At 65.1% G+C, this 25,308-nt stretch carries 21 protein-coding genes; 7 read left to right on the forward strand and 14 right to left on the reverse strand.

The genetic code is table 11. The annotated features are described in order from the left end of the window. Positions 1-2: 2 nt before the first annotated feature. Positions 3-1,436, reverse strand: a complete 1,434-nt coding sequence (locus AB5K84_RS33500) for a hypothetical protein (protein ID WP_244423863.1) — start codon at positions 1,434-1,436, stop codon at positions 3-5. A gap of 290 nt (positions 1,437-1,726) precedes the next feature. Between AB5K84_RS33500 and AB5K84_RS33505 the strand changes: the two genes are divergently transcribed. Next, positions 1,727-2,737, forward strand: a complete 1,011-nt coding sequence (locus AB5K84_RS33505) for a helix-turn-helix domain-containing protein (protein ID WP_011085512.1) — start codon at positions 1,727-1,729, stop codon at positions 2,735-2,737. A 78-nt stretch (positions 2,738-2,815) separates the two neighbouring features. Here AB5K84_RS33505 and AB5K84_RS33510 read toward each other — a convergent pair whose 3' ends face one another. The 3 genes from AB5K84_RS33510 to AB5K84_RS33520 all read right to left on the reverse strand — a co-directional run bounded on the left by AB5K84_RS33510 (position 2,816) and on the right by AB5K84_RS33520 (position 6,480). After that, positions 2,816-4,483 carry a hypothetical protein gene (locus AB5K84_RS33510; RefSeq protein ID WP_011085511.1) on the reverse strand — a complete coding sequence of 556 codons (1,668 nt, stop codon included), beginning with the start codon at positions 4,481-4,483 and terminating at the stop codon, positions 2,816-2,818. 10 nt (positions 4,484-4,493) lie between these two features. Further along, the gene (locus AB5K84_RS33515; RefSeq protein ID WP_011085510.1) at positions 4,494-5,195 is read right to left on the reverse strand and encodes a cysteine hydrolase family protein; all 702 of its coding nucleotides are present in this window, start codon (positions 5,193-5,195) and stop codon (positions 4,494-4,496) included. Positions 5,196-5,526: 331 nt separating this feature from the next. Continuing rightward, on the reverse strand, positions 5,527-6,480 hold the full coding sequence (locus tag AB5K84_RS33520) for a hypothetical protein (RefSeq protein WP_038965847.1): 954 nt from the start codon (positions 6,478-6,480) through the stop codon (positions 5,527-5,529). Between the two features lie 147 nt (positions 6,481-6,627). Here AB5K84_RS33520 and AB5K84_RS33525 point away from each other — a divergent pair, with 147 nt between their 5' ends. Beyond that, positions 6,628-10,122 (forward strand): indolepyruvate ferredoxin oxidoreductase family protein, encoded by a 3,495-nt coding sequence (locus tag AB5K84_RS33525; protein WP_370163677.1) that lies wholly within the window; start codon positions 6,628-6,630, stop codon positions 10,120-10,122. A gap of 54 nt (positions 10,123-10,176) precedes the next feature. Here AB5K84_RS33525 and AB5K84_RS33530 read toward each other — a convergent pair whose 3' ends face one another. The 4 genes from AB5K84_RS33530 to AB5K84_RS33545 all read right to left on the reverse strand — a co-directional run bounded on the left by AB5K84_RS33530 (position 10,177) and on the right by AB5K84_RS33545 (position 15,132). After that, positions 10,177-11,898, reverse strand: coding sequence for an FAD-dependent oxidoreductase (locus tag AB5K84_RS33530; protein WP_011085507.1), 1,722 nt, complete (start codon positions 11,896-11,898; stop codon positions 10,177-10,179). A gap of 58 nt (positions 11,899-11,956) precedes the next feature. Next, a complete protein-coding gene (locus tag AB5K84_RS33535; RefSeq protein WP_011085506.1) occupies positions 11,957-12,976 on the reverse strand; it encodes a S1C family serine protease in 1,020 nt (339 codons plus the stop codon). A gap of 105 nt (positions 12,977-13,081) precedes the next feature. After that, the gene (locus AB5K84_RS33540; protein WP_011085505.1) at positions 13,082-13,525 is read right to left on the reverse strand and encodes a hypothetical protein; all 444 of its coding nucleotides are present in this window, start codon (positions 13,523-13,525) and stop codon (positions 13,082-13,084) included. A gap of 8 nt (positions 13,526-13,533) precedes the next feature. Next, positions 13,534-15,132, reverse strand: a complete 1,599-nt coding sequence (locus tag AB5K84_RS33545; RefSeq protein WP_063921426.1) for a GMC family oxidoreductase — start codon at positions 15,130-15,132, stop codon at positions 13,534-13,536. Positions 15,133-15,334: 202 nt separating this feature from the next. Here AB5K84_RS33545 and AB5K84_RS33550 point away from each other — a divergent pair, with 202 nt between their 5' ends. Then, positions 15,335-16,123 (forward strand): thermonuclease family protein, encoded by a 789-nt coding sequence (locus tag AB5K84_RS33550; protein WP_011085503.1) that lies wholly within the window; start codon positions 15,335-15,337, stop codon positions 16,121-16,123. Between the two features lie 211 nt (positions 16,124-16,334). On the opposite strand, the gene cyoD is transcribed toward AB5K84_RS33550, so the two are convergent. The 4 genes from cyoD to AB5K84_RS33570 are packed head-to-tail and all read right to left on the reverse strand — an operon-like array spanning position 16,335 to position 20,185. Beyond that, the gene (gene cyoD / locus AB5K84_RS33555) at positions 16,335-16,724 is read right to left on the reverse strand and encodes a cytochrome o ubiquinol oxidase subunit IV (protein ID WP_011085502.1); all 390 of its coding nucleotides are present in this window, start codon (positions 16,722-16,724) and stop codon (positions 16,335-16,337) included. Beyond that, positions 16,721-17,362: a cytochrome (ubi)quinol oxidase subunit III gene (locus AB5K84_RS33560; RefSeq protein WP_011085501.1), complete on the reverse strand. Its 642-nt coding sequence runs from the start codon at positions 17,360-17,362 to the stop codon at positions 16,721-16,723. Before AB5K84_RS33560 ends, cyoD begins: the two co-directional genes overlap by 4 nt. Then, the gene (cyoB, locus tag AB5K84_RS33565) at positions 17,362-19,362 is read right to left on the reverse strand and encodes a cytochrome o ubiquinol oxidase subunit I (RefSeq protein ID WP_011085500.1); all 2,001 of its coding nucleotides are present in this window, start codon (positions 19,360-19,362) and stop codon (positions 17,362-17,364) included. Before cyoB ends, AB5K84_RS33560 begins: the two co-directional genes overlap by 1 nt. Then, the gene (locus AB5K84_RS33570) at positions 19,352-20,185 is read right to left on the reverse strand and encodes a ubiquinol oxidase polypeptide II (protein WP_011085499.1); all 834 of its coding nucleotides are present in this window, start codon (positions 20,183-20,185) and stop codon (positions 19,352-19,354) included. The genes cyoB and AB5K84_RS33570 overlap by 11 nt, the downstream gene beginning before the upstream one ends. 233 nt (positions 20,186-20,418) lie before the next feature. Between AB5K84_RS33570 and AB5K84_RS33575 the strand changes: the two genes are divergently transcribed. From AB5K84_RS33575 to AB5K84_RS33585, 3 genes are read left to right on the forward strand one after another with little or no spacing between them, the layout of a single operon-like run. After that, on the forward strand, positions 20,419-20,604 hold the full coding sequence (locus tag AB5K84_RS33575; protein ID WP_038965851.1) for a hypothetical protein: 186 nt from the start codon (positions 20,419-20,421) through the stop codon (positions 20,602-20,604). A 17-nt stretch (positions 20,605-20,621) separates the two neighbouring features. Further along, the gene (locus AB5K84_RS33580) at positions 20,622-21,176 is read left to right on the forward strand and encodes a carboxymuconolactone decarboxylase family protein (protein ID WP_011085497.1); all 555 of its coding nucleotides are present in this window, start codon (positions 20,622-20,624) and stop codon (positions 21,174-21,176) included. 1 nt (position 21,177) lies between these two features. Next, complete coding sequence (locus AB5K84_RS33585; RefSeq protein WP_011085496.1) at positions 21,178-21,978, forward strand: SDR family NAD(P)-dependent oxidoreductase; 801 nt, start codon at positions 21,178-21,180, stop codon at positions 21,976-21,978. A gap of 17 nt (positions 21,979-21,995) precedes the next feature. Here the strand turns inward: AB5K84_RS33585 and AB5K84_RS33590 are convergent, their stop codons facing one another. Next, entirely contained in the window at positions 21,996-22,319 is a 324-nt protein-coding gene (locus AB5K84_RS33590) for a hypothetical protein (protein ID WP_011085495.1), read from the reverse strand. A 120-nt stretch (positions 22,320-22,439) separates the two neighbouring features. Beyond that, complete coding sequence (locus AB5K84_RS33595) at positions 22,440-23,774, reverse strand: PQQ-dependent sugar dehydrogenase (protein ID WP_011085494.1); 1,335 nt, start codon at positions 23,772-23,774, stop codon at positions 22,440-22,442. 223 nt (positions 23,775-23,997) lie between these two features. Between AB5K84_RS33595 and AB5K84_RS33600 the strand changes: the two genes are divergently transcribed. Continuing rightward, complete coding sequence (locus AB5K84_RS33600) at positions 23,998-25,200, forward strand: urate hydroxylase PuuD (RefSeq protein ID WP_063921425.1); 1,203 nt, start codon at positions 23,998-24,000, stop codon at positions 25,198-25,200. Positions 25,201-25,308: the final 108 nt, after the last annotated feature.

Genomic DNA, 25,308 nt, shown 5'->3' on the forward strand with positions numbered 1-25,308 from the left:
GCTCACCAGCCCACGCGCAGGCCCACGCGTCCGCCGGCGACCTTCTCGTCCGGCCCGTAGCCGATGCCACCGTTGAACTGCATGTTCCGATTGAGGCGCAGCGCCGCATTGAACGCAAGACCGTTGGCCCGCTCGAAGGTCCCGTAGTTCATCGTCATGGCAAAGGTCTCGTCCGGCAGCAGCGTCGGCACGCCGGCCATGGCAAAGGCCATGGCGACGCCGCTGGTCGCCTTGCTGGTCCGCATGCTGAGGTCGTCGAGGCGACCGTTGATGCTGGCGAGCTGCGCATTGACGGCGCTGAGATCGCTCGACGAGGCCAGGCCGAGACTGGCGAGCGTAGTGGTCGCAAGATTGCCGGCGCCGTCGGACGTGACAAGCTGCGTCGCGCCGCTTTGCGCGGACTTGCTGGCCGACGAGGCGATGCCGGCCATGGTGTAGGTGTTGCCTGCCGTGCCGAACGCCTGCTGATTGGCACGCGTCGCTGCGGCACCGTTGCCGATCGCGGCGGAGTTGGCGAAGCCGGCGCTGGTGTTGTTGCCGACGGCGACGGCGTTGACGCCCGCGACCGATACGGTGTTGCCGATCGCGATGCCGCCTGACCCGGCCACGGTCGCCGTGTTCGCCATCACCAGCGCATTGGGTGCGTTGACGGCGTTGCCGGTGCCGAACACCGAGGAGCCGGCCGCGCTCGCGGTGCCGGCCACGGTGTTGTTGGAGCCGACCACGTTGACGACGTTGCCCCAGCCGGCCTGGCTGGTGCCGTTGATCGTGTTGTTGCCGCCCAGTGTGAAGCTGCGGTCGCCTCGGACGATCTGCACGGTGCCGAACGCACCGCTGTTGTCGCCGGAGATCGCGTTGCTAGCGCCGACCGCGGTGCTATTGGCGCCGTTCACGCCGATATTGTAACCGACGGCCGTGCCGTTGGTGCCGGCAGCATAGACGTTCGCGTTTGTACCCACTGCAAGCGCATTTTCGGCGTCCGCGCGACTGGAATTGCCCGCGGCCGTGCTGGCGTTGCCGCCTGCGACTGTCGCGTAGCCAAGAGCCGTGCTGCCGTCACCACCTGCGCCTGCCCGATAGCCCACGGCCGTGGCGGTGTAACCGCTCGCGGAGCTTTGGTAGCCAAATGCCGAGGTCAGGGCGCCGGTGGCCGCGCTGGCGCTACCAGCCGCCGTGCTGAAGAAGCCGCTGGCAGTGCTTCGATAGCCCAGCGCTGTGCTGAGGCCGCCAGAGGCCAGACTGCCGGCGCCAAAGGCCGCGGCCTCGGGACCGGCAGAGCTCGATTCGCCGAATGCGGAGCCACCCGTGGTCGCGGAAGAATTGGTACCGCAAGCCACGCTTTGTATCGAGCTCGCGCTCGCACCGTCCGCACTGTTGCTGGCATTGACGCAAACGAACTGCGCCTGCGCCGACGACGCATCCAGCAGGACGGCCAAGGGGGCAAGCACCGCGGCGGTGCAAATTCCGAGCAAGGACTGCCTGCACGCACGGCGCGGCGTCCCCCTCGCGACAACCCGATCCTCGTCCGGCCCCACCGCGACCGTCATCCCCCGCATATCCATCGCCTTACCTTCACGTCATTGCAAATTGTCCGGGCCGCGAAGCACGCACGTCTGGCCCGCGCGCAATAATATGAATATTCATGTCCGGAGACTGCGGTTCGACGGTGCGGAAACTTGCCTGATCGTCCCAATTTGCAGACCAACTGCCGAGGGAGCGGCCTGGCATGACGAAAATTCCGTATCTGCGCTTCGACACCGCGGAGCTGCCTGTCGCCGAGCGGCTCGACCGCTACCGCGCGATTCTCACGCACTACGACGTGTCGGTCCCCGCGGGCACGGACCGGGACGACTTCGAGGTCCTGGCCGAGGCCTGGCTGCTCGGTGGCCTGGTCGCCGCGTCCACCCGGATGGCGCCGGTGCGCTTCACCCGTTCCGCCGCACTGGCCAAGGCCGATGGCCGCAATTCATTCGCGCTGCTGCTGCTCAGGCGCGGCGCCTGGAGCGGCGAAGTCGACGGCGAACCGATCTCGGCCGGTCCCGGCCAGGTGCTGGTGCTCGATCTGACCCGGCCCTTCGACGGCATCGCCACCGCGACCGACACCATCAGCCTCGACGTCGAGCGCGATCCGATCGTCAGTGCCGCGCCCGATGGCCTCGACCTGCATGGCCTCGTCCTTGACGGCGCCGCCGGCCGCGTTCTCGCCGATCATATGGCGCTGTTGCGGCGCAGGCTTCCGGCGATGGAGGAGAACGATGCGCTCGATGCGGTCCGGACGACGCTCGATCTGCTGCGCGGATGCTTCGGCGTGGCCGCCCGGCCGCGCGAGCAGGGGCTTGCCCGGCGTGACATCGCCATCCTTCACCGCGCCAGCCGCTTCATCGACCAGAATCTGGGCCGCAACGACCTGTCGGTGGCAACCATCTGCCGCGAGATCGGCGTGTCGCGCTCGGTGCTCTATCGCGTCTTCGCGCCGCTCGCGGGCGTCGCCGACTACATTCGCGGGCGGCGGCTCGAAGCGATCCATGTGCTGCTTGATGACGCCGATGAAGATCGCTGGAATGCCGAGATCGCCGCCGCGTTCGGCTTCGTGAGCCAGGCTCATTTCAGCCGCAGCTTCCGGCAGCACTTCGGCTACTCGCCGCGCATAGCGCGCGACACCCGCCTGCAGGACCTTGCAGCGGCGGTGGAAGCCGGCCCGGAGCTATTCCGCGAATGGATTGGCCGGCTCGGCTGAGTCGGCCCGGCGTAGAGGGCCAGAAAGAAAGCGGCCGGGCGACTCATCGTCGTCCGGCCGCGAGATAGCTTCGCTTCCCTACTCCGCCGGCGCGGCGTGCATCTCCGGATGCGCGGCATAGTGCTCGGTGGTGCCCAGCTTGCTTGCCGCGAACAGGCCGGCCGCCATCACCGCATAGGCGAACGCAACGGCGGGCGTGACGCCGAAGCCGCCGCCGATGCCGACGGCTTCGCCGTGCATGAAGCCGAAATAGGTGAGCACCGCACCGACCAGCGCAAAGGCCGAGGCCTTCTCGAAGTCGCGCTCGATGATGAAGACACCGATCGCGCCCAGGATGAGGCCGCCGAGGATGGAGCCGCCGCCCATCACCTCCAGCCCGTGATAGAACACGCCCTGCTGCGGTAGCGCGGCGATCGCCGCGGCCTTGACCGCATCGGCCTTGTCGGCGGCGAGCCCGCCGACCGAGGTCGCCGCCATCATGGTCGAGCCCAGCATGGTGTCGATCTGGAGCTTGGCCCAGGCGGCGAGATGCGGCGTCAGTGCCAGCACGATCGCGGGCGCATGCTTGACCGGCGTGGTCTGGAACGCCTGCGCACCGATGAGCATGCCGATGTAAAGCAGGATCGGCGAGATCGCGACGACAGGCACGAGCGCCAGCAGCACCGAGATGATGCCGAACCAGGCCAGCACGACCACCATGATGCCGGTCGCAGCCGAGTAGCCGATGCGGCCGCCCATCGCCTTCCAGCCGGGATGACCGATATAGACGGCGTTGATGAAGGGATTGCCCATCAGGCAGCCGATCAGGCTGACGACGCCGTCGGCGGTGAGAACGCGCGTGGTCGGATATTCGTCGCCGGCGGCCTCCGCGCTCTCGACATTGTCCATGGCCTCGACGAGGTCATAGATACCGAACGGAATGGCGGTGACGAGGATGATGCCGAGGAATTCGAAGCCGGAGAAGACGTAGCCCACCGGCGGGATCGGCACCGAGAAGCCGAAGTTGGCGAACGCGGCGCCGACGCCCGCGATGCTCAATCCGCCGAGGCCAAGACCGAAGAGGTTCGAGCCCCAGGCGATGATCATGCCGGCCGCGATGGCGACGAGACCCGCCGGGATGCCGCGCCAATATTTCACCCCGCCGAACCAGCTCACCAGGATGATGGCGAAGCAGACGAGACCGATCTGCGGCGTCATGTACATCTCGAGCGCAGGACGCATCGAGATGAAGGTGACGGAGACGCCGGCGAGCGTGCCGAGCAGCGCCGCGCGCGGCGTGATTCTTCGAATGAACGGCGCGATGAAGCCGCCGATCATGAGAATAAAACTCTGGAAGAACACCCAGACGAGGCCGGCCGACCAACCCTTGAGCGGATCGCCGGTCTTGATCGTGATCGGCAGCATGATCACGAAGGTGACGATGAACATGTGCGGCACGCTGACGCCCGAGGGCAGCGCGCAGACGTCGGTGCGGCCGGTCCTCTGCGCGAGGCGGTAGGCGAGGTAGGCGTAATAGAAGGTGGACAGGCACATCATCAGCCCGAGCGCAGGCAGGATGCGGCCGAACACCAGACTGTCCGGCATCTTCAAAACGAAGCGCAAGAGGCCCGTGAGAACCAGCATGTTGACGAGGATGTTGGTGCCGAAGCCGAAAAACGCGTTCCAGTCGCCCGATGTCCATAGTGCCGGCTTGAACCCGGACCTGTTCAGATCAGATTTGCCGGCCGTCCCCGTCATTGTGCTCATGGTGATGCCCCTAAGCTGATGTGGAAATCTTCATCGCCTCCAGTACTGCGGCTGAGTCAGCGACCCAGCCGAAGATGCCGCCCTGGGCCTTGATCATCTTCAGGCCCATCTCGTGAAACTCGGGAAAGTAGGATGCGCAGCCGTCCGAGATCACGACGCAGCGATAGCCGCGGTCATTGGCCTCGCGCACCGTGGTGTTGACGCACACTTCGGTGGTGACGCCGCACACCAGCAGATTTTCGATGCCGTATTTCTCCAGCACGTCGGTGAGCTCGGTGGCGTAGAACGCGCCCTTGCCCGGCTTGTCGATCACGACTTCGCTGTCGAGCGGATAGAGCTCGGGGATGATGTCATGGCCGGCCTCGCCGCGAATGAGAATGCGCCCCATCGGGCCGGGATCGCCGATGCGAAGGCTCGGCGCGCCGCGCTCGACTTTCGCCGGCGGCGCGTCGGAGAGGTCGGGCAGATGGCCCTCGCGCGTGTGGATCACCAGCATGCCGGTGTCGCGCGCCGCCCTCAGCACCGCGCCGATCGGCTTCACCGCACGCGCAAGCTGGCTGACGTCATTGCCGAGCGTTTCGCCGAAGCCGCCCGGCTCCATGAAATCGCGCTGCATGTCGATGATGAGAAGCGCGGTGGCGGGCCAGTCGAGCCTGATCGGCTCGGGCTCGGCGCTGATGACGCCCAGTGTCGGCTTGGTCGAGTTCAACATGACTCAAGGCCCCCGCGAGAACTCTCTTTGCCGGCAGTTCTGCAAACGCCGTGCCATTGTGTACAATTGCGGTGGGACACAGGCCGCGAGAGAATTTGCTGCGCACTCAGAAGGTTACGTCAGCAGCCGACGGCTGCTTATTCCCTGTGCGACGGCTTTGCGACGTGCATTTGCTTAAAGGATGGGCGGGGAAGCGGCGTCATTCCGGGGCGCGACGAAGTCGCGAGCCCGGAATCCATCGGGCCGCAATACCCGAGGCGAAATGGATTCCGGGCTCGACGCTCCGCGTCGCCCCGGAATGACAAGGAGCGTGTGTGGTGACGCCCTGCCTCTACCGCCCCGCCCCATACAGTCGCCGATACTCTTCCTCATACGGCCCATACGAGTCCTTCAGCGTCGCCATGTTGAGCAGCATGGTGGCCACCATCGTGCCCGTCTTGTCGAACACGCGCGTCCTAGCCCAGGCGCTTTCGGTGCGTCGGCTGCCGGACAGCGCGACCACCTCGCGCTCGACTTCGTACCCTTCGTCGACGAAGAGCGGGCCCTTCACCAGCCTGATCTCCTGGTCGGCGAACAGGCCGACCGCCGGGCCCTTGGCCGGCAACGGATCGTCCTTGGAGCGGTACTGGAACAGCACGCTCAGCATCTCCATCGGGATGATCGGCTTGCGCCACGGATTGTCCGTTCCCGAATAGTAAGGAGAGTTCTCGGTGATGACGGCGAGCTTCTGCCTGAGAGAGAACGGATAGAGGTCGCCCATGGTCTGGTCGAACGCCATCCGCACCGGCTGGCGCTTGCTGGTCTGCGCGACCGTCACCTCGCGCAGGATCACGGGATCGGCGAGCGGCTTGAGCTCGGTGAGGCGGGTCTCCAGCGCGGTCGCCGCGTGCGGTTCGCCGACCGAGGCCGTGCCGCGCAGCACTTCGGTGCCGTCGCGCTTGACCATCTGGATCTGGCACTGGCTCGCGCCCGGCAATGGATTCGACAGAATCGCCTGCACCTCCTCGCCCTCGTAGCAGACGCTGCGGTAATGCGCGGACAGGCAGCCGCTCTCGAACCACGCTTGTCCCCACAACCGCGCGCCAAGCGGGGCGAACTGGCTGAAATGCGTCGGTCCTTCGATGGTGCCGCCCTTGAAGCCGAGCTTCTGCGCGGTGGCATCGTCATGGATCGAGGCGTGCGCATCGTAGACCTGCGCGTGAAGCATCTGGCGCGGCCGGCGCCACGGCCCGATCAAGGCCTTGGCCGTTTCGGTGATCTCGGTGTCGAATGCGTCTGCGGTCATGATGTTCTCCACAACAAGCCATGACTAGCAGGAGCGCCACGGATGCGGCCAGCGATATTGACTTCGCCGGCCCATGCTCTTGACTGCGATCTCCCGCTTCGCTCAGCCGCAAGCCTCCCGCGGCGCAAAATCCCCCGCCCGACCAGGATAACAAGGACTTCCGAAATGACGCTGATGCAGGTCGAGCTGGACGACAAATACCGGCTCGAATCGAAGCGGATCTTCCTGTCCGGCACGCAGGCCCTGGTTCGATTGCCCATGCTGCAGCGCGAACGCGACCGGCTTCAGGGCCTCAACACCGGCGGCTTCATCTCCGGCTACCGCGGTTCCCCGCTCGGCATGTACGACCACGCGCTGTGGCGGGCGAAGTCTTTCCTCCAGCAGCACGACATCGCCTTCGTGCCCGGCCTGAACGAGGACCTGGCTGCGACCGCGGTCTGGGGCAGCCAGCAGGTCGGGCTGTTTCCCGGCGCCAAGGTCGATGGCGTGTTCGGCATCTGGTACGGCAAGGGCCCCGGCGTCGACCGCTCGGTTGACGCGCTCAAGCACGCCAATGCGGCCGGCACCTCGCTCAATGGCGGCGTGCTGGCGCTGGCCGGCGACGACCATGGCTGCCAGTCCTCGACGCTCGCGCATCAGAGCGAGCAGGTGTTCGCGGCGGCGCTGATCCCCGTGATCAATCCGGCGACGCTGCAGGACTATCTCGATCTCGGTCTCTACGGTTTTGCGCTGTCGCGTTTCTCCGGCTGCTGGGTCGGCTTCAAGGCGATCAGCGAGACCGTCGAAAGCTCGGCGTCGATTGACAGCGACCCTGAACGTATCCAGATCAAGCTGCCCCATGATTTCGAGATGCCGCCCGGCGGCCTCAACATCCGCTGGCCCGATCCGCCGCTGGACGCCGAGAGGCGCCTGTTCGGCCCGAAGATGGCCGCCGTGCAGGCTTTTGCCCGCGCCAACCAGCTCGACCGCATCGTGCTCGATTCAAAGCCGGCCCGGCTCGGCATTGTCGCAACCGGCAAGGCCTATCTCGATCTGCGCCAAGCGCTCGCCGACTTAGGGATTACCGACAAGGACGCGCAGGATCTCGGCCTTCGCATCTACAAGGTCGCGCTGACCTGGCCGCTCGAGGAGAGCGGCGCCAGGCGTTTCGCCGAAGGACTTCAGGACGTCCTGGTGGTCGAGGAGAAGCGTGGCTTCATCGAAGACCAGCTGATGCGCATCCTCTACAACATCGACGCGTCGAGGCGCCCGACCGTCACGGGCAAGCGCGACGAGCGCGGCGCGCCGCTGCTGCCGAGCGAGGGCGAGCTGACGCCGACCATCGTGGCTGGCGCGCTGGTGGCGCGGCTGCGCAAGCTCGGCCATCACAGCCCGGTGCTCGAGCAGCGCCTAGCGCGGCTCGAGGCCTTCGACAATCCCGTCACCACCAGCGCGCCGATCAAGCTCGCGCGCACGCCGTTCTTCTGCTCGGGCTGCCCGCACAATTCCTCGACGCGCGTGCCGGAGGGCAGCCGCGCCATGGCCGGCATCGGCTGCCACGGCATGGCCCTGAGCATGCCGACCCGCCGTACCGATTTGATCTCGCACATGGGCGCCGAGGGCGTGAACTGGATCGGCCAGTCGCCCTTCACCACCGAGCAGCACATCTTCCAGAACCTCGGCGACGGCACCTACACCCATTCCGGGCTTCTCGCCCTTCGCGCCGCCTCCGCCGCCGGCATCAACATCACCTACAAGATCCTCTACAACGACGCCGTCGCGATGACCGGCGGTCAGCCCGCCGAGGGCGCCTTCAACGTCGCGCAGATCGCGCATCAGGTCTGGGCCGAAGGCGTCAAGCGGCTGGCGATCGTCTCGGATGATCCGGGCAAATACCCCGAAGGCAACTACTTCCCGCAAGGCGCGACCATCCATCACCGCCGCGAGCTTGATGCCGTGCAGCGCGAATTGCGCGACATCAAGGGCCTCACGGTCGTCATCTACGACCAGACCTGCGCGGCCGAAAAGCGCCGCCGCCGCAAGCGCGGGCTCTATCCCGATCCCGCCAAGCGCGCCTTCATCAACGAGCTCGTCTGCGAAGGCTGCGGCGACTGCTCGCAAGCTTCCAATTGCGTCTCGGTACAGCCGCTGGAGACCGAGTTCGGCCGCAAGCGCCAGATCGACCAGTCGAACTGCAACAAGGACTTTTCCTGCGTCGAAGGCTTTTGCCCGAGCTTCGTCACGGTGCATGGCGGCACGCTCAAGCGCATCAAGACGTCGTCGGTGGACTCCGGCCAGCTGTTCGCCGATCTGCCGCTGCCGCCGGCGCGTGAGCTGGACGGCCCCTACAACATCCTCGTCACCGGCATCGGCGGCACCGGCGTCATCACCATCGGCGCGCTGCTCGGCATGGCCGCCCATGTCGACGGCCGCGGCTGCTCGGCGCTGGACTTCACCGGCCTGTCGCAGAAGAACGGCGCGGTGATGAGCCATGTCCGCATCGCGCCGAAGCCTGAGGATATCTCCGCCGTCCGCATCACCACCGGCGGCGCCGACGTCATCCTCGGCTGCGACATGATCGTCTCGGCAGGTCCCTCCGCGCTCAGCCGCGCCGAACGCGGGGTGACGAAGGCCTATATCAATGCCGATCTGCAGCCGACCGCGAGCTTCGTGCAAAACCCCGATCTCGATTTCGAGATGGGCACGATGCAGACCGTGTTGCGCGACGCCGTCGGCGACAAGAATCTCGACATCATCGACGCGACAGGCATTGCCGCAGCCTTGATGGGCGATTCCATCGCGACCAATCCCTTCATGCTCGGCTTCGCCTTCCAGAAGGGCGCGATTCCGCTGTCGCTGGAGGCCCTGCTCCGCGCCATCGAGATCAACGGCGCTGCAATCGAGATGAACAAGCTCGCCTTCACCTGGGGGCGCCTGGCCGCCCACGACATGTCGCGGGTGCGCAGCGTGCTCCAGTTCAAGAGCCGGGCGTCCGCGCCGACCAAATCGCTCGACGACATCATCGCAACGCGCGCGGAATTTTTGACCGGCTATCAGGACAAGGCGTATGCCGACCGCTACCTCGCAGCCGTCGCCAAGGTGCGCAAGGCGGAGAGCGCGGCCTCGCCCGCGTCCACGGAGCTGACCGAGGCCGTGGCCAAGAATCTGTTCAAGCTGATGTCCTACAAGGACGAGTACGAGGTCGCGCGGCTCTACACCGACGGCAGCTTTGCCAAGAAGGTCTCGGAGAAGTTCGACGGCGACTTTTCGCTGAAGTTCTACCTCGCCCCGCCGATCTTCGCGCAGCGCGACAAGACGACCGGGCATCTCCGGAAGAAGGAGTTCGGCGGCTGGATGATCCACACCTTCCGCGTGCTGGCCAAGCTGAAATTCCTGCGCGGTGGCGCGTTCGATCCGTTCGGCCGCACTGAGGAGCGCCGGACCGAGCGGAAGCTGATCGAGAATTATCTGACGATGATCGATCAGCGGATCGTTGGGCTGAAAGCGGCGCAGATCCCGCTGCTGGCAAGGCTTGCTCGCGTGCCCGAGACGATCCGCGGCTTCGGCCACGTCAAGGAAGGCAATATCAAGCAGGCGATGGCCGAGACGGCGCGGCTGGAAGCAGAGCTCGAGAACAGCCGGTTTGCAGCGGCGGCGGAGTAATGTTTCTCTCCCTCTCCCCGCAAGCGGGGAGAGGCGAAGAGGCCGCCGCCCAGATCACATCTGCTCTTTTGCCAACTCGCGCGTCACACCACCCTCCGCCAGATGCCGTCCCGCGATATACCCGAACGTCAGCGCCGGCCCGAGTGTGATCCCCGGGCCAGGGCAGTTGCCGTTCATGATCGAGCCCATGTCATTGCCGCAGGCGTAAAGGCCCGCAATCGGCGTGCCGTCGCCCCGCAGCACACGGGCCTGCGCATCGACCTTCATGCCGATCGCCGTGCCGAGATCGGCCGGATAGATCCGCAGCGCGAAGTACGGCGCGCGGAGGATCGGCGCGACGCAAGGGTTCGGCTTGTGGCTGATATCGCCGAGATGGCGCTGGTAAATCGTGGTGCCGCGGCCGAATTCGGGATCGCGTCCCTCCTTCGCGTCAATATTGTAGGCCGCGATCGTCGCTGTGAGCACAGACGGCTTGATGCCGATCTTCGCAGCGAGCTGCGTGATGTCGGGAGCTTCGACCAACTCGCCGCTCGCGACATAGCGCCGAAAGTTACGCGTGAACGGCTTGATGCGGCCGAGGCCATAGCTCCACAAAAACTGACGATCGCAGATCAGGTAGAACGGCCGATCGGGCTCGCCATGGCCGTCGCGCAGCATGGCGAGCACGAACTCATGGTAGGACAGCGCCTCGTTGACGAAGCGCCGGCCCGCGGCGTTGACGGCGATCACGCCGGGCTTGGCGCGATCGGTCACCGTGTGCGGGAAAACACCACGGCTGCCGTCAGCGCGGCGGAACAGCGAGGCCGGCACCCAATAGGCCGGGCTCGTCGCCTCGGTATTGAGCGCAGCACCGGCCGTCGCCGCGAGCCGAAGCCCGTCGCCTGTGCCTGATGGACTGGTCGCCGAGACAAATCCTGCCGCAGGCGGGAAGAACCGCTTACGCAAAGCGGCATCGTGCGAAAAGCCGCCGGTCGCAAGCACCACGCCGCGGCGCGCCGCGATCGCGCGGTCGCGGGAGCCGTGACGGATCACCACCCCGCTGACGCGATCGCCCTGCATCGACAAATCCTCGACATCCGCGCTGAAGAGGATCTCGCCCTGCCGCGCCAGCAGCGAGGCGTAGAGCCGCGCGGCGAGCGCGTTGCCGAGATGCAGCGTGGTGCCGCGCGGGCTGCGCAGCCGCTGCATCATGTATTCCGAGACCAGCCGCGCCGCGCGCAGGGTCGAACGCAGCGATTTTCCGATCCGGCGCAGGTGCGGAATGTCGAGCCGATTGACCATCATTCCGCCAAACAGCGTGAACTCCGGCAGCGGCGGCCGCAATCGCGCGAAAGCCCGGCCCAGCCGCGTGCCGTCGAAAGCCACGGGCTCGAGCGCGCGCCCGCCTGATGTCGCGCCCAGCCGTTCGGGATAATAGTCCGGACAGGTCTTCACCGGCAGGAACCGCACTTCCGTCTTGGCTTCGAGATAGGTGACGGCCTCAGGCCCGCGCGCGAGGAAGGCCGCGCGCAGGCCGGCATTGGCGGGCTCGGGGACCGTGCTCGACAGATACTGCACGGCATCGGCGACGCTGTCGGAAAGCCCCGCCGCCTTCATCTTGGGATTGGCAGGAATCCAGACCATGCCATCGGACCACGCGGTGGTGCCGCCGACGAACGCGGTCTTCTCGATCACCAGCACACTCAGGCCTTCGGCGGCGGCGACCGCCGCCGCCGTCATGCCGCCGGCACCGGCGCCGACGACGATGACGTCGTAAGTCTCATGCGCCGGCATCATGCGGCAATTTTCCGGAGGCGAGGCATGACATCGTCATACCTCGCCCGCGGGCTCGCAGCTAGCGGGCGGGCTTGCGCTCGATCGGGTCGATGTCTATCGCCCGCAGGCGGCCGAGCCGCAGCACGTCCATGGCGAGCCGCCGGCCGATCCGGTCGCGGTCGAGCACGCGGATCAGGTCGTCGACGCCGTTGATCTCGACGCCGTCGAGCCTGATCACGACATCGCCGGGCAACAGGCCCGCCTTCGCGGCCGGCCCGTCCGGCTCGATCTGCATCAGAAGCGCGCCCATCTTATTCTCGACGCCGGCCAGCACCGCATGCCGCCGCGGGACCGGCGCGGTCTGCCCGGCGACGCCGATATAGGCGCGGCGGACATAGCCGTGTCGGATGATCTCCGCCAGCACGAATTGGGCGGTGTTGCTGGCGACCGCAAAGCAGATGCCTTGCGCGCCATTGATGATAGCGGTGTTGATGCCGATCACCTCGGCATTCGACGACACCAGCGGCCCGCCGGAATTGCCGGGATTGAGCGCGGCATCGGTCTGGATGACGTCCTCGATCGTGCGGCCGCTGACCGAACGGATCGAGCGTCCCAGCGCCGAGACCACGCCCGCGGTCACGGTCGATTCGAATCCGAGCGGATTGCCGATCGCGATCACGAGCTGGCCGCGCCGCAGGGTCTTGGAGTTGCCGAGCGCGGCATAGGGCAAGTGGCGCACGCCGTTGGCGCGCAGCAGCGCAAGATCGGTGTCGGGATCGGCGCCGAGCACCTGGGCGTCGCCGACATGGCCTTCCACATCCCGCAGCCGGATCTCCTTGGAGGCGCCGACCACATGGCTGTTGGTGAGCACGAGCCCATCCGGCGAGATCACGATGCCCGAGCCGAGCCCGGCGCGCTCGCGGCCGTTCGGCACCTTGGGCCCGGTCTCGACGCGCACGACGGCAGGGCCGACGCGCTCGGTGACGTCGATCACGGCATTGGAATAGGCGTCCAGCAGGGCCCGGTCATCGACCGGCGCAGCCGCTGTCGTTCGCGATGACGCGGCGTCACCGGCGATATCTGAGGTAAAATCCAGCATGGCAAGAGTCCTTGAGGCTCACACAAATGGTGGCCTGTTCCCCCTCGCGCAAGTAGCCCGCCTGGGGCGCAAGGCTGGACTGCCGGGTATTGACTGCCCAGGTGGCTAGGGCGCCCGTCGCAGCGTGCCCGCCCTCGCCTTGACCGGGTCGAGCAGCGACCAGTCGCCATCCGGGAGCACATAGCCCTTCGGGAACGGCGCGCGCAGCTCCAGCCCGAGCGAGCGCAGCACGCGGTCGTCGCGGTAGTAGCATTGCAGCACCACGCGGACGAGAGTAGCCGCGCCGCCGGAGCTGCGGAACTGCTGCGCGACGCCATCGCGCGCGGCGGGTTCGAGGTCCGCCAGCGGCATGCCGGCGAGCCGCGCCAGATGATCGAGCGCAGCCGCGACCGGCCTCGTGTCGCGGCCGAGGCTCGCAAGAATGTCGGCCTGGATGATCTCGTCATCGGCACCGGGAACCCGGTATTCCTCGCTCGGTGGAATGATCATCGCGGCGATGGCGCGCAAATCCTGGCGCTGCCGCGGCGTGAGGGTGATCTGTTCGGTCATGAAAATCCTCAATCGAACAAATTGGCGAGGCGCTGCTTCATCTGGTCGGCGATGTAGAGCGCGAGGGCCTGGATGGTCGAGGTCGGGTTGACCCCGCCCGAGGTGACGAAGATGCTGCCGTCGACGATGAAGAGGTTCTTCACGTCGTGCGAGCGGCCCCACTCGTTGACGACGGAGCGTTCGGGATCGGTGCCCATCCGCGCCGTGCCGAGCAGATGCCAGCCGCCCCAGGGGATCGGCGAGTTGACGCAGATGTCGGTCGCACCGGCGGTCTCGAGCACCTCGCGGCCGCGCGACAGCGCGTGCTCCATCATCTTCCGGCTGTTCTCGCTGATCGTATAGTCGATCTTCGGCGCGGGAATGCCGTGGCTGTCCTTCAGGACAGGATCGAGCGTGACGCAATTGTGCTCTTCCGGCAGGTCCTCGCAGATCGCGGAGAAACCCAGCCGATGGCCGTTGAGCTTGCGGAACACACGGTGATGATCGGCGCCCCAGGGCAGGATGCCCTTCTGCTCGCTGACGACGGCCTCGAACACCGGCCCTGCCCCGCGCACGAACTGGACGCCGTAGCCGCGCACGAAGCCGCGCGACAGATCGGTGTCATACCACTCCTTGCTCCACAGGCAGGTCGGGGGCGCGCGGTTGCTATCGGTCGGCTCCTTCACATAGCCGTAGATCTGCGCATAGGGATGGAACATCAGGTTCTTGCCGACGAGGCCCGACGAATTGGCAAGCCCATTCGGAAAGCGCCCCGACGCGGAGTTCAAGAGCAGCCGCGGCGTGCCGACGCCGTTGCAGGCGATGATGACGACATGCGCCGGCTGGAACTGCTCGACGCCGTCCTTGTCGTAATAGACCACGCCCGAGGCCATGCCGTTCTCGTCGGTGGTGATCTCGCGCACCCGGCAATGGGTGCGCAGCTCGACGCCGGCGCGGACCGCATGCGGCCAATAGGTGATGTCGGTCGAGGATTTGGCGCCTTGCGCGCAGGCCGGCGTGCAATGGCCGAGATTGATGCAGCGAGCCCGGCCCTCATAATCCATGGTCGCGACCGTGGTGTCCGACGGCCACCAGTGCCAACCGAGCTTGTTCATGGCCTTGCCGATGATCGCACCGGACAATCCCATCGGCTGTTGCGGCATCGGCGGATGCGTCAGCGGCGAGAGCGGATCGCCCGACAGGCCGGATGTGCCCATCATCCGGTCGTTCTCCTCGAAGAACGGGGTCAGCGCGTCGTAGTCGATCGGCCAGTCGTCGGCGACGCCGTCGAGCGTTTTCACCTTGAAATCGGAAGGATGCAGCCGCGGCCAGTGCGCGGTGTACATCACCGTCGAGCCGCCGACCGCATTGTAGTTGACGACCTTGATCGGCGAATTGTCGTCGTTGATCGGATAGTCCTCGGGCCGGCCGCGGACGTTCGGGCTCGACGACCACTCGCCGTAGAACTTGGCTTCCCAGTCCCGGCCCGTGCTGGGATATTCCGCCGGGTTCATCCAGCCGCCCTGCTCCAGGCAGAGAATGTGCATCTTGGTCTCGGCCAGCGACCACGCCACCGCCGCGCCTGAAGCGCCGGCGCCGATGATCAGGACGTCCACGGGGTCTTTCATCGCGATCTTTTTCCTCCCCCTCGCCGCTTCCCGGGCGATTCGGCCTCCGCAGTCCGTGAGGCCGGCACGAACGATAGGGTCAGAGCGACGGCTGAGTAAAGCCGCGGGGCCGGAATGTCGCACTTCGCAGGGCGCAGACCATTGGTATCGCCACATCCGGATGCTAGGAACGAGGCGAAAGAGCAATCGATAGCGAGACCGTATGTCCTTCGAGAATTCATTTGCCGCCGCCCGCGCTTTCGCGCTTGTTTTGTTTCTTGCTCTGCCCGGATTTCTGGCCTCCTCAGCGCCTGCGTTCGCACTGACCGCGACGGCGACCGTCCGGGACGCCAATTCCATCCAGCTTGGCGACGTCACCTACCGGCTCGACGGCGTCGACGCGCCCGAGCTCGACCAGGTCTGCATCGACGATCACGCGGATCCCTGGACCTGTGGCATCGAGGCCCGCGACCAGCTGGCCAAGCTGATCGGCAAACGGGCGGTGCGCTGTGACGATGTCGGGCCGGAAAAGAGCTTTGGCAAACGCCACCGCGCCATCTGTACGGCCGAGGGCGACAAGGCCAGCCTGAACGAGCAACTGGTCAAGCTCGGCTTCGCCATCGCGCGCGAGCCGATCAAGGCCAACGTCAAGCCGGCGGCAGCCGAAGCCAAGACGGCTTCGGCCGGGATCTGGAAAGGCTGCTTTGTTGCACCGCAAGAATTCCGCAGCGGCAAGAAGGATGGCGCGCTGCTGGGCGCCGCCTGCCGCTCCGACCGCGACAAGGAGATCCGCGCCGTGCTGTTTCCGGACGAGCTGACGATGCCGCCGAGTTGCAGCGTCAAGGGCAAGCTCGCGGTGCGCGCCCGCGTCACCGGCAATATCGGCATCTACCATTTGCGGGGCTGCCCAAGCTATCCGGCGACGACCAAGCCGGACCGCTGGTTCTGCTCGGAGGACGACGCCCAGGCCGCCGGCTTCCGCAGGGCCTATAATTGCCGCCGGCCCAAGTGAACAAGCCGTTCACGCCGCCGTGAGCGGTAGCCGGAGACAGTATTGATCCGGAATTGAACTCCGTCGGGAGTTGCTTAGCTTATAAGCCTACGCAAGCGCTTGCGCGTGCGTTTCCTTGGCAGCAATCCGGTTCGGATTGCTTTGCTCGGGCGTTTCCTCCCTAGACTTGGGCCGCTTGTCACAAACAAGCGGCTCTTCTTTTTTGTGCCCCCTAATTCCGCATCCGCATGATCTGGTCCATAGGCGGCATGTTCCCGTTCAGGTGCGACATGATCCAGACCGTGCCGCCGACCACCAGGAAGACGACCAGCAGTCCGAAGGCCAGCGCCAGCACGTTGTTGGTGTTGTCAGGGCCCGTGGTGATGTGCAGGAAGAACACCAGGTGCACGCCCATCTGCGCGATCGCCAGCACGATCAGCGCGACCGGGATCGAAGGCTGCCAGACCAGATCGGTGCCGGCGATAAAGAACGACGTCGCCGTGAGCAACAGCGCCAGCACAAGACCGACGACGTAACCCAGGATCCGCTCACCGACACTATGCTGCTCTTCCTCGCCCGGCGCGAGATCGTGCCCGGTCGGAATATGGGTCTGATCGCTCATGCGGCCCCCCCAAGCAGGTAGACGACGGAGAACACCCCGACCCAGATGATATCAAGCGCGTGCCAGAACAGCGCAAAGCACATCATCCGCCGCAACACGTCGGCGCGAAAGCCTTTTGCAAAGACCTGGGCCATCATGGTCAGCAGCCAGAGCACGCCGGCCGAGACGTGCAGGCCATGGCAGCCGACCAGCGAGAAGAACGAGGTCAGGAAGGCGCTGCGCGAGGGGCCGTAGCCGCGCGCGACGAGATCGGCAAACTCGCGGAACTCGATGGTCAGGAAGATCAGGCCAAGCACGCAGGTCACGGCCATGCCGAGATAGAACCAGAACCGGTTGCGCACGTCGGCGGCGATGCTGGCCATGCCGCAGGTGAAGCTCGACAGCAGCAGGCAGACCGTCTCGATCGCGACGTTCCGCTGCTCGAAGATTTCCGAGCCCTTGGGGCCGTCGGCGGTCTGGCCAGACAACACCGCATAGGCCGCAAAGAAGCAGGAGAACATCACGATGTCGGAGAGCAGGAACACCCAGAAGCCGTAGGCGGTCACGATCCGCTTCGACGCCGGCCCGGGATGCTCGACCACGAGCCCGATATGATGGGGATCGGCATGCGCACGGCCGACGGTCGCGGTCATCGACATCAGACCACCCCCGCCATGCTGACGAGGCTGCGACGTTCCTCGAGATTGATGCGATCGATGCGGGCGACCTCGTCGGCCGGAATGACGTATTCGTCATGGTCGCGCCAGGCGAACACGACGAAGGTCGCGAACGCGCCGATGCCGCCCAGGATCACCATCCACCAGATGTGCCAGATCAGCGCAAAGCCCATGATGGTGGCGAAGAACGCGCAGATGAAGCCGGTCGGGGAATTCCGCGGCATTTCGATGTCGTGATATTCGGGCGCATCGTGCTCGAACGATTGCTGCCGGGCATGGGTCTTCATGTCCCAATAGGCATCCTCGCCGCGCACATCGGGACTGAAAGCGAAGTTGAAGACCGGCGGCGGCGAGGAGGTCGCCCATTCCAGCGAACGCCCGTCCCAGGGATCGCCGGTGCGGTCGCGCAGGGCCTCGCGATTCCTGATGCTGACGACGAGCTGCATGATCTGGCAGATCACACCGATCGTCAGCACGGCCATGCCGGCCGCCGCAACCAGCATCCAGGGCCGCCACGCCGCGACGTCGTAATGCTGCAACCGCCTGGTCATGCCGAGCATGCCGGCGATATAGAGCGGCATGAAGGTGACATAGAAACCGAGGAAGGTGAACCAGAACGCGAGCTTGCCCCAGCGCTCGTCGAGGCGGAAGCCGAACGCCTTCGGAAACCAGTATTCGAAGCCGGCGAACGCGCCGAACAGCACGCCTCCGATGATGACGTTGTGGAAGTGCGCCACCAGGAACATGCTGTTGTGGAGCATGAAGTCGGCCGGCGGCACCGCGACCAGCACGCCGGTCAGGCCGCCGATGATGAAGGTGACCATGAAGCCGACTGCCCACAGCATCGGGGTCGCGAAGCGAATACGGCCGCCATACATCGTGAACAGCCAGTTGTAGATCTTCACCCCCGTCGGCACCGCGATGATCATGCTGGCGATGCCGAAGATGGCGTTGACGTCGGGTCCCGCCCCCATCGTGAAGAAGTGGTGCAGCCAGACCATGAAGGAGATCACGCAGATCGCCATAGTGGCGAGCACCATCGAGCGATAGCCGAACAGCGCCTTGCCGGAGAAGGTCGACACCACCTCGGAGAAGATACCGAAGGCCGGCAGCACCAGGATGTAGACCTCCGGATGCCCCCAGGCCCAGATCAAATTCATGAACATCATGACATTGCCGCCGGCTTCGTTGGTGAAGAAGTGGAAGCCCAGGTAACGGTCGAGCAGCAGCATCGCGAGCGTGGCGGTGAGAATCGGAAACGCCGCGACGATCAGGAGATTGGAGGCCAGCGTGGTCCAGCAGAACATCGGCATGCGCAGATAGTTCATGCCCTTGGTACGCAGCTTCAGCACGGTGGTGACGAGATTGATGCCGGCGACCAGCGTGCCGACGCCGGAGATCTGGAGCGACCAGGCGTAGTAATCCACGCCGACGCCCGGCGAATAGGACAGCCCCGACAGCGGCGGGAAGGCGAGCCAGCCGGTACGGGCGAACTCGCCGATCACGAGCGAGAGATTGACCAGCAGCGCGCCGGTCGCGGTCAGCCAGAACCCGACCGAATTGAGCGTCGGAAATGCGACGTCGCGGACGCCGAGTTGGAGCGGCACGACGAGGTTCATCAGCCCGATCACGAACGGCATCGCCACGAAGAAGATCATGATGGTGCCGTGCGCCGAGAAGATCTGGTTGTAATGCTCCGGCGGCAGATAGCCCTGCGACTGGTAGGCCACGGCCTGCTGGATCCGCATCATGATCGCGTCGCTGCCGCCGCGCAGCAGCATGATCGAAGCCAGCAGGATGTACATGACGCCGATCCGCTTGTGGTCGACGCTGGTGATCCACTCGTGCCAGAGATACGGCAGATGCCCCTTCACCACGACCCAGACCAGCACCGCGAGGATCGCGACCAGCACCACCGCGCCCGCGATCAGCGGAATGGGTTGATCAAATGGAATGGCCGACCAATCGAGCTTACCGAGCATCGTGGCCTCCACTGTGCGGCCGGCCCGCATCGGATAGCAGTTCCGGACCAGGCCCCGGCGGAATGTGCTGGGTCGCGATCAGGTCGAACAGGCGGGGATCTTCCAGGCGATAGGTCGGCCTGCCCCTCTCGATGCCCTGCTGCATCAGCTTCTTGTAGCTCTCCTCGTTCAGCACGGCATCGGACTTCGCCGTGCTCGCGACCCAATCCGGAAAGGCGAGCGGCGAGATCACGTTGACGTCGAACATCATGTCGGGAAAGCCGTCGCCGGAGAAATGCGCCGACAGTCCCTGAAGCTTGCCCTCGTTGTCGGCGCGCAGGTTCAGCTTCGTCACCATGCCGTTCATGGTGTAGATCATGCTGCCGAGCTGCGGGATGAAGAACACGTTCATCACACTCGACGAGGTGAGCTGAAAATTCAGCTCGGCGCCGGCCGGCACCGTCAGCGTGTTGACGGTGGCGATGCGCTGGTCGGGATAGATGAACAGCCATTTCCAGTCGAGCGAGACGGCCTGAATGCGCACCGGACTGCCGGTGCCCGGCACGGGCGCCGCGGGATCGAGTCGATGCGAGCCGATCCAGGCCACGCCGCCGAGCAGGATCACGGTGAGCGCCGGGATCGCCCACACCACCATCTCGACGCGCCCGGAATAGACGAAGTCCGGCTGGAAGCGCGCTTTGGTATTGGACGCGCGAAACCAGAACGCAAACGCCAGGATCACGATGATGGTCGGCACCACGATCGTAAGCATGATGAAGACGGAATCGACCAGGATGGTGCTGTTGGCGGCAGCCACCGGCCCTTGTGGATCGAGCAGATTCATCGGCAAGCCACTGGCGATTGGGAAGCCCCGGGGGCAAGCCTAACGTGAAAAACGCCCCCGCCGCAAACGCAGTTGTGTGAAGATGGTTCCGCGCCGCGCCTGCTCAACCGCGGAGCGTCTCGCGCGGCGGCATGCAATTCCATGCGATGTCAATGACATCTACGCGGGACGGCCGGCCTTCTCACCTCCGCACTCCATTGCTAGTTTGCACGAAAATATCGGGATGAAACGGGATGCAGGGCCCTGAGGACGATGCCGGCCTCGCCGGCAAGGTGGCGCTCATCAGCGGCAGCGGCGCCGCGGGCGACGGCAACGGCCGCGCTGCAGCAATTGTGCTGGCCCACGCCGGCGCCAAGGTGCAGGTGATCGATGGCGGCGTGACGCTGCAGGCCCCCGAACGCGAGTCGCAAGAACACTGACGGAAGGAATTCTGAGGATGGCCCGCTTGCCCTATCTCGAGGCCGACCAGGTCGCGCCTGAATATCGCGACATGCTCAAGCGCAACACCAATCTGCACAAGCTGCTGGTCAACTCGCCGGAGATGGCGCGCGCCTTCAACGGCATCGGCGGCTACATCCGCTTCAAGAGCAAGCTCGACCCGCGCCTGCGGGAGCTTGCGATCCTCCAGGTCGGCTGGATGGAGAGATCGGAATACGAGTTCACCCATCACGTGAAGATCGGCAAGGAGTTCGGCGTTACCGACGAGGACATCGCAGGCCTGATGGCGGAGACCGAGGGCAAGCCCTCGAAGCTCGAGCCGCTGGCCAGGGCGGTCCTGAAAGGCGCCCGCGAGATGGTGCGCGAGCTCGCGATGTCGGACGCGACCTTTGCCGAGATCAAGCAGCACGTTTCCGACGAGCACATGGTCGATCTCGTCCTCACCATTGCCTTCTATTGCGGCGTCGTGCGCGTGCTCGCGACGATGAAGATCGACAACGAGCCCGCTTACAAAGAGGTACTCCAGCAGTACCCGATCCCCGGAGTGAACTGAGATGCGCTTGAAGGACAAGGTTGCGATCGTCGTCGGCGCCGGCCAGAGCCCCGGCGAAGGCATGGGCAATGGCCGCGCTACCGCGCTCACCTTCGCGCGCGAGGGTGCCAAGGTGCTGTGCGTCGACCACCACCTGGAGTCGGCGCAGGAGACCGTCGTCATGATCGCCGCCAACGGCGGCACCGCTGCAGCCTTCAAGGCCGACGTGACCAAGTCCGCCGATATCAAGGCGATGATCGAGGACGCGCAAACGCGCTGGGGCCGGATCGACGTGCTGCACAACAATGTCGGCGTCAGCCTGTCCGGCGGCGATGCCGAGCTGCTTCAACTCACCGAGGAAGCTTTCGACCGCGTCGTCGCCATCAATCTGAAGAGCTGCATCCTGGCGGCGAAAGAAGTCATCCCGATCATGCGCGCGCAACGAAGCGGCACCATCATCAACATCTCCTCGATGGCGGCGATCACGACGTATCCATATGTCGCCTACAAGGCGACAAAGTCAGCGATGATCGCCTTCACCGAACAGCTTGCCTACCAGAACGCCGAATACGGCATCCGCGCCAACGTCATCCTGCCCGGCCTGATGAACACGCCGATGGCGGTCGATACCCGAGCCCGCGAATGGCACAAGACCCGCGCCGAGGTCGAAGCCGAGCGCGACAGCAAGGTGCCGCTGCGCAGGAAGATGGGCACGGGATGGGACGTCGCGAACGCCGCGCTGTTTTTGGCGTCGGACGAGGCGAATTTCATTACGGGTGTGACGCTGCCGGTGGATGGAGGGGCGAGCGTGAGAAGAGGATAGCACTCAACTCCGGACGTTCATGACGATAAGTAGGTGAGGAAGCGCGGCGCCAATAGTTTGCTTCCGATCAGGACGAGAGCATCGACAACTACGACCGTCACCTTAATATCCAACCCCTTAGTCGACGCGGCGACCAAAAATGAAAAAGCCACAAGATAGAAAATGGTAGTCAGCATCAAAATAAGTCCGAGAAATCCTTGATCGATCCCGTACTCGGTATCTCCCTTGAAAACAAAAAGGACAATGATGCCGATGGTGACCAGGAAAGCGACGCCTAGTCCGATACTAAACCACTGCCAAGCCGCCGTAACCAACGGCTCAGTTGTCCCCAGTCCTTCCATTTTGCTCTCCCCCCAAAGAACGCTCTACCTTGGCTAGTATCAACGGTTGTTGCAAGTAGTTTCGGCGGCTTTCACCCGTTGTTAAGGGGTGTCGACAAGATAGCGACGCCATCTCCAAAATTATGGGTGGCTTACCCGCCAGATCGTGCCATTGCCATCTTCCGAGATCAGCAGCGCCCCATCCTTCGCCACCGCCACGCCCACCGGCCGTCCCCACACCTCCGTGTCGCTCAGCACAAACCCCGTGACGAAGTCCTCGTACTCGCCCGTCGGCTTGCCGTCCTTCATCCGGATGCGGATCACCTTGTAGCCGGTGCGCTTGGAGCGGTTCCAGGAGCCGTGCTCGGCGGCGAAGGCATCGCCCTGGTAGTCGGACGGAAACTGCGTGCCTTCATAGAAGGTCATACCGAGCGAGGCCGAATGCGGCTGTATCAGCACGTCGGGGATCGTCACCCTGTCCTTGAGGTCCGGTCGCGCACCGGCATGACGCGGGTCTTCGTTGCCGCCGATATAGAACCACGGCCAGCCGTAGAAGGCGCCCTCCTTCACACTGGTCACGTAGTCGGGCACGAGGTCATCACCGAGGCCATCGCGTTCGTTGGTCGAGCACCACGGCAGGCCGGTCTGCGACTGGATCGCGAGGCCGACGCAATTGCGGATGCCGGTGGCGTAGATCTTCCGCTCCTTGCCGTCGGGAGTGAACGCCAGCACGGTGGCGCGTTCGGTCTCGCTGGCCCAGGCCGCGCCGAGCGGCTGCGTTTTCGACCACGCATCCATCCCGCCCGGCGGCGTGCCCATGCCCTCGGCGACATTGCTGAGCGAGCCGACCGAGACCAGCATGCGCTTGTTGTCGGGCGTGAAGACGATGTCGCGGGTCGAATGGCCGCCGTCATGCGGCAGGCTCGCAACGATCTTCTCCGCCTTGCTGCGCGCCTTGAGGTCACCGGCCTGATAGGGAAAGCGGACGACGCTGTCAGTGTTGGCGACATAGACCCATTGCGGATTGTCGCCGTTCGGAAAGAAGGCAACGCCGAATGGCTGCCGCAGACCGCTGGCAAAGACTTCGTTGGCCGCGACCTTGCCGCCCTCTCCTGCACGAAGCACGCGGATGGTGCCCGCCCGCGTCTCCGCGACGAAGACATCGCCGTTCGGCGCGACGCGTACGATGCGCGGCGCGCGCAAGCCTTCGGCGAACAGCTCGATCTTGAAACCCGGAGGCACCTGCGGCGAGGCATCCGACGGCCGCGGCACCACGCGCGCGAAGCTCGCAACCGACCGCGTGGCACCAGGCTTGACCAGATCCTGCGGCCGGATCAACCTGACGGTGCCGGGCCTGTCGGACTGCCAGTCGCCATAGGCGTCCCTGCCCTGCATTACCGGCTCGGCCTGCGCAGATGTCGCGGCCGCGACCAGCAATCCCGCGGCCATCGCTGCGGACCATATCCTGTTTTTCACGTCGTCTTCCTCCCGGCGCGCATGTCTCAAGCGTCAACGCCGATCGATCCGGCGGGAAAAACGCCTGCCGCATCCCACATCAGCTCATGCCCGCACGATGTGCATCAGCCACGACCCATCGTACTGGAAAACATCACGGATAGGTGCAACACATTGCAAGGGAGCGGCCGCCGGTTGCGGCCATGAAAGCTGCGGCGTCCATGTCGCACCTGATGGGGTGATCATGTGGGGATCCATCATATCGGAATGGGCGAGCCTGCTGCTCCGCTGGCTGCACGTGGTGGCGGCGATCGCCTGGATCGGCAGTTCCTTCTATTTCATCGCCCTCGACCTCAGCCTCAAGCCCAAGAGCGATCTGCCCGGCGATCTGCCTGATGGCGTGCAGGGCGAAGCCTGGCAGGTCCATGGCGGCGGCTTCTACCGGATCATGAAATACCTGGTCGCGCCCACCCAGATGCCGGACGATCTGACCTGGTTCAAATGGGAGGCCTACACCACGTGGCTGTCCGGCTTCGCGCTGATGGTGGTGGTGTATTATCTCGAGGCCGACCTGTTCCTGGTCGACAAGTCGATCCTCGACCTCACGCCATTCCAGGCCGGGCTGTTCAGCTTCTTCAGCCTGGCTCTGGCATGGGCGCTCTACGAGGCTGCCTGCCGCAGCGGACTGGCGCAGCGCGAGCTGCCGTTCGCCATCGGCGGCTATCTGTTCCTGGTCGCGCTGACCTACGCCTTCACCCATGTGCTGAGCGGTCGCGGCGCGTTCAACCAGATCGCGGCGATCATCGGCACCATCATGGTCGCCAACGTCTTCACGCTGATCATCCCGAACCAGAAGAAGATCGTCGCAGCGCTGATCGCGGGACAGGCGCCGGATCCGAAGCTCGGCAAGACCAGCAAGGAGCGCTCGGTCCACAACAACTATCTGACCCTGCCGGTGGTCGTGCTGATGATCAGCAACCACTATCCCCTGCTCTACGCCACGCGCTTCAACTGGATCATCGTCGCGATCATCCTGGCGCTCGGGCCGGTGATCCGCCACTTCTTCAACGAGCGCCATGCCGGGCGCCAATCGCCGTGGTGGGTGTGGGGCGTGGCCGCCGTGGGCGTGATCGCGATCCTCTTCCTGTCCGCCGCCGGCCCGCGCGAGGTGAAGACCGGCGCGCTGTCGACGCCGGTCACGGTCGCCAATGTCGAGGAGATCGTGATGTCCCGCTGCAGCATGTGCCATGCGGCCGAGCCGGTCTGGGCCGGCATCGTCACTGCGCCGAAGGGCATCCTGCTCGACGCGCCCGAGCACATCCATCGCAACATCCGCCTGATCGGACGCGTCGCGGCCTGGTCCACCGCGATGCCGCCCGGCAACATCACCGAAATGACCAGCGAGGAGCGTGCCATCCTCGCCGCCTATATCGAGCAGGCGCGCTGACGCCATCACGCGTCGATATCGCGTTTGGCGGAATGAAATTTCCGCATGTCCCACTGAATTGAAAATGACTTGATCGTCCATCCGGCGTAGATAGGGACAGCGGCCGCT

Source organism: Bradyrhizobium sp. 1200_D9_N1_1 (assembly GCF_052075915.1).
GTDB lineage: Bacteria > Pseudomonadota > Alphaproteobacteria > Rhizobiales > Xanthobacteraceae > Bradyrhizobium > Bradyrhizobium diazoefficiens.

What these genes read in the sequence shown, in the direction of transcription:
- AB5K84_RS33505 (WP_011085512.1), top strand. Translation starts at nt 1,727, where the DNA reads ATGACGAAAATTCCGTATCTGCGCTTCGACACCGCGGAGCTGCCTGTC.
- AB5K84_RS33510 (WP_011085511.1), bottom strand. Translation starts at nt 4,483, where the DNA reads ATGAGCACAATGACGGGGACGGCCGGCAAATCTGATCTGAACAGGTCC.
- AB5K84_RS33515 (WP_011085510.1), bottom strand. Translation starts at nt 5,195, where the DNA reads ATGTTGAACTCGACCAAGCCGACACTGGGCGTCATCAGCGCCGAGCCC.
- AB5K84_RS33520 (WP_038965847.1), bottom strand. Translation starts at nt 6,480, where the DNA reads ATGACCGCAGACGCATTCGACACCGAGATCACCGAAACGGCCAAGGCC.
- AB5K84_RS33530 (WP_011085507.1), bottom strand. Translation starts at nt 11,898, where the DNA reads ATGATGCCGGCGCATGAGACTTACGACGTCATCGTCGTCGGCGCCGGT.
- AB5K84_RS33535 (WP_011085506.1), bottom strand. Translation starts at nt 12,976, where the DNA reads ATGCTGGATTTTACCTCAGATATCGCCGGTGACGCCGCGTCATCGCGA.
- AB5K84_RS33540 (WP_011085505.1), bottom strand. Translation starts at nt 13,525, where the DNA reads ATGACCGAACAGATCACCCTCACGCCGCGGCAGCGCCAGGATTTGCGC.
- AB5K84_RS33545 (WP_063921426.1), bottom strand. Translation starts at nt 15,132, where the DNA reads ATGAAAGACCCCGTGGACGTCCTGATCATCGGCGCCGGCGCTTCAGGC.
- AB5K84_RS33550 (WP_011085503.1), top strand. Translation starts at nt 15,335, where the DNA reads ATGTCCTTCGAGAATTCATTTGCCGCCGCCCGCGCTTTCGCGCTTGTT.
- cyoD (WP_011085502.1), bottom strand. Translation starts at nt 16,724, where the DNA reads ATGAGCGATCAGACCCATATTCCGACCGGGCACGATCTCGCGCCGGGC.
- AB5K84_RS33560 (WP_011085501.1), bottom strand. Translation starts at nt 17,362, where the DNA reads ATGTCGATGACCGCGACCGTCGGCCGTGCGCATGCCGATCCCCATCAT.
- cyoB (WP_011085500.1), bottom strand. Translation starts at nt 19,362, where the DNA reads ATGCTCGGTAAGCTCGATTGGTCGGCCATTCCATTTGATCAACCCATT.
- AB5K84_RS33570 (WP_011085499.1), bottom strand. Translation starts at nt 20,185, where the DNA reads ATGAATCTGCTCGATCCACAAGGGCCGGTGGCTGCCGCCAACAGCACC.
- AB5K84_RS33575 (WP_038965851.1), top strand. Translation starts at nt 20,419, where the DNA reads ATGCAGGGCCCTGAGGACGATGCCGGCCTCGCCGGCAAGGTGGCGCTC.
- AB5K84_RS33580 (WP_011085497.1), top strand. Translation starts at nt 20,622, where the DNA reads ATGGCCCGCTTGCCCTATCTCGAGGCCGACCAGGTCGCGCCTGAATAT.
- AB5K84_RS33585 (WP_011085496.1), top strand. Translation starts at nt 21,178, where the DNA reads ATGCGCTTGAAGGACAAGGTTGCGATCGTCGTCGGCGCCGGCCAGAGC.
- AB5K84_RS33590 (WP_011085495.1), bottom strand. Translation starts at nt 22,319, where the DNA reads ATGGAAGGACTGGGGACAACTGAGCCGTTGGTTACGGCGGCTTGGCAG.
- AB5K84_RS33600 (WP_063921425.1), top strand. Translation starts at nt 23,998, where the DNA reads ATGTGGGGATCCATCATATCGGAATGGGCGAGCCTGCTGCTCCGCTGG.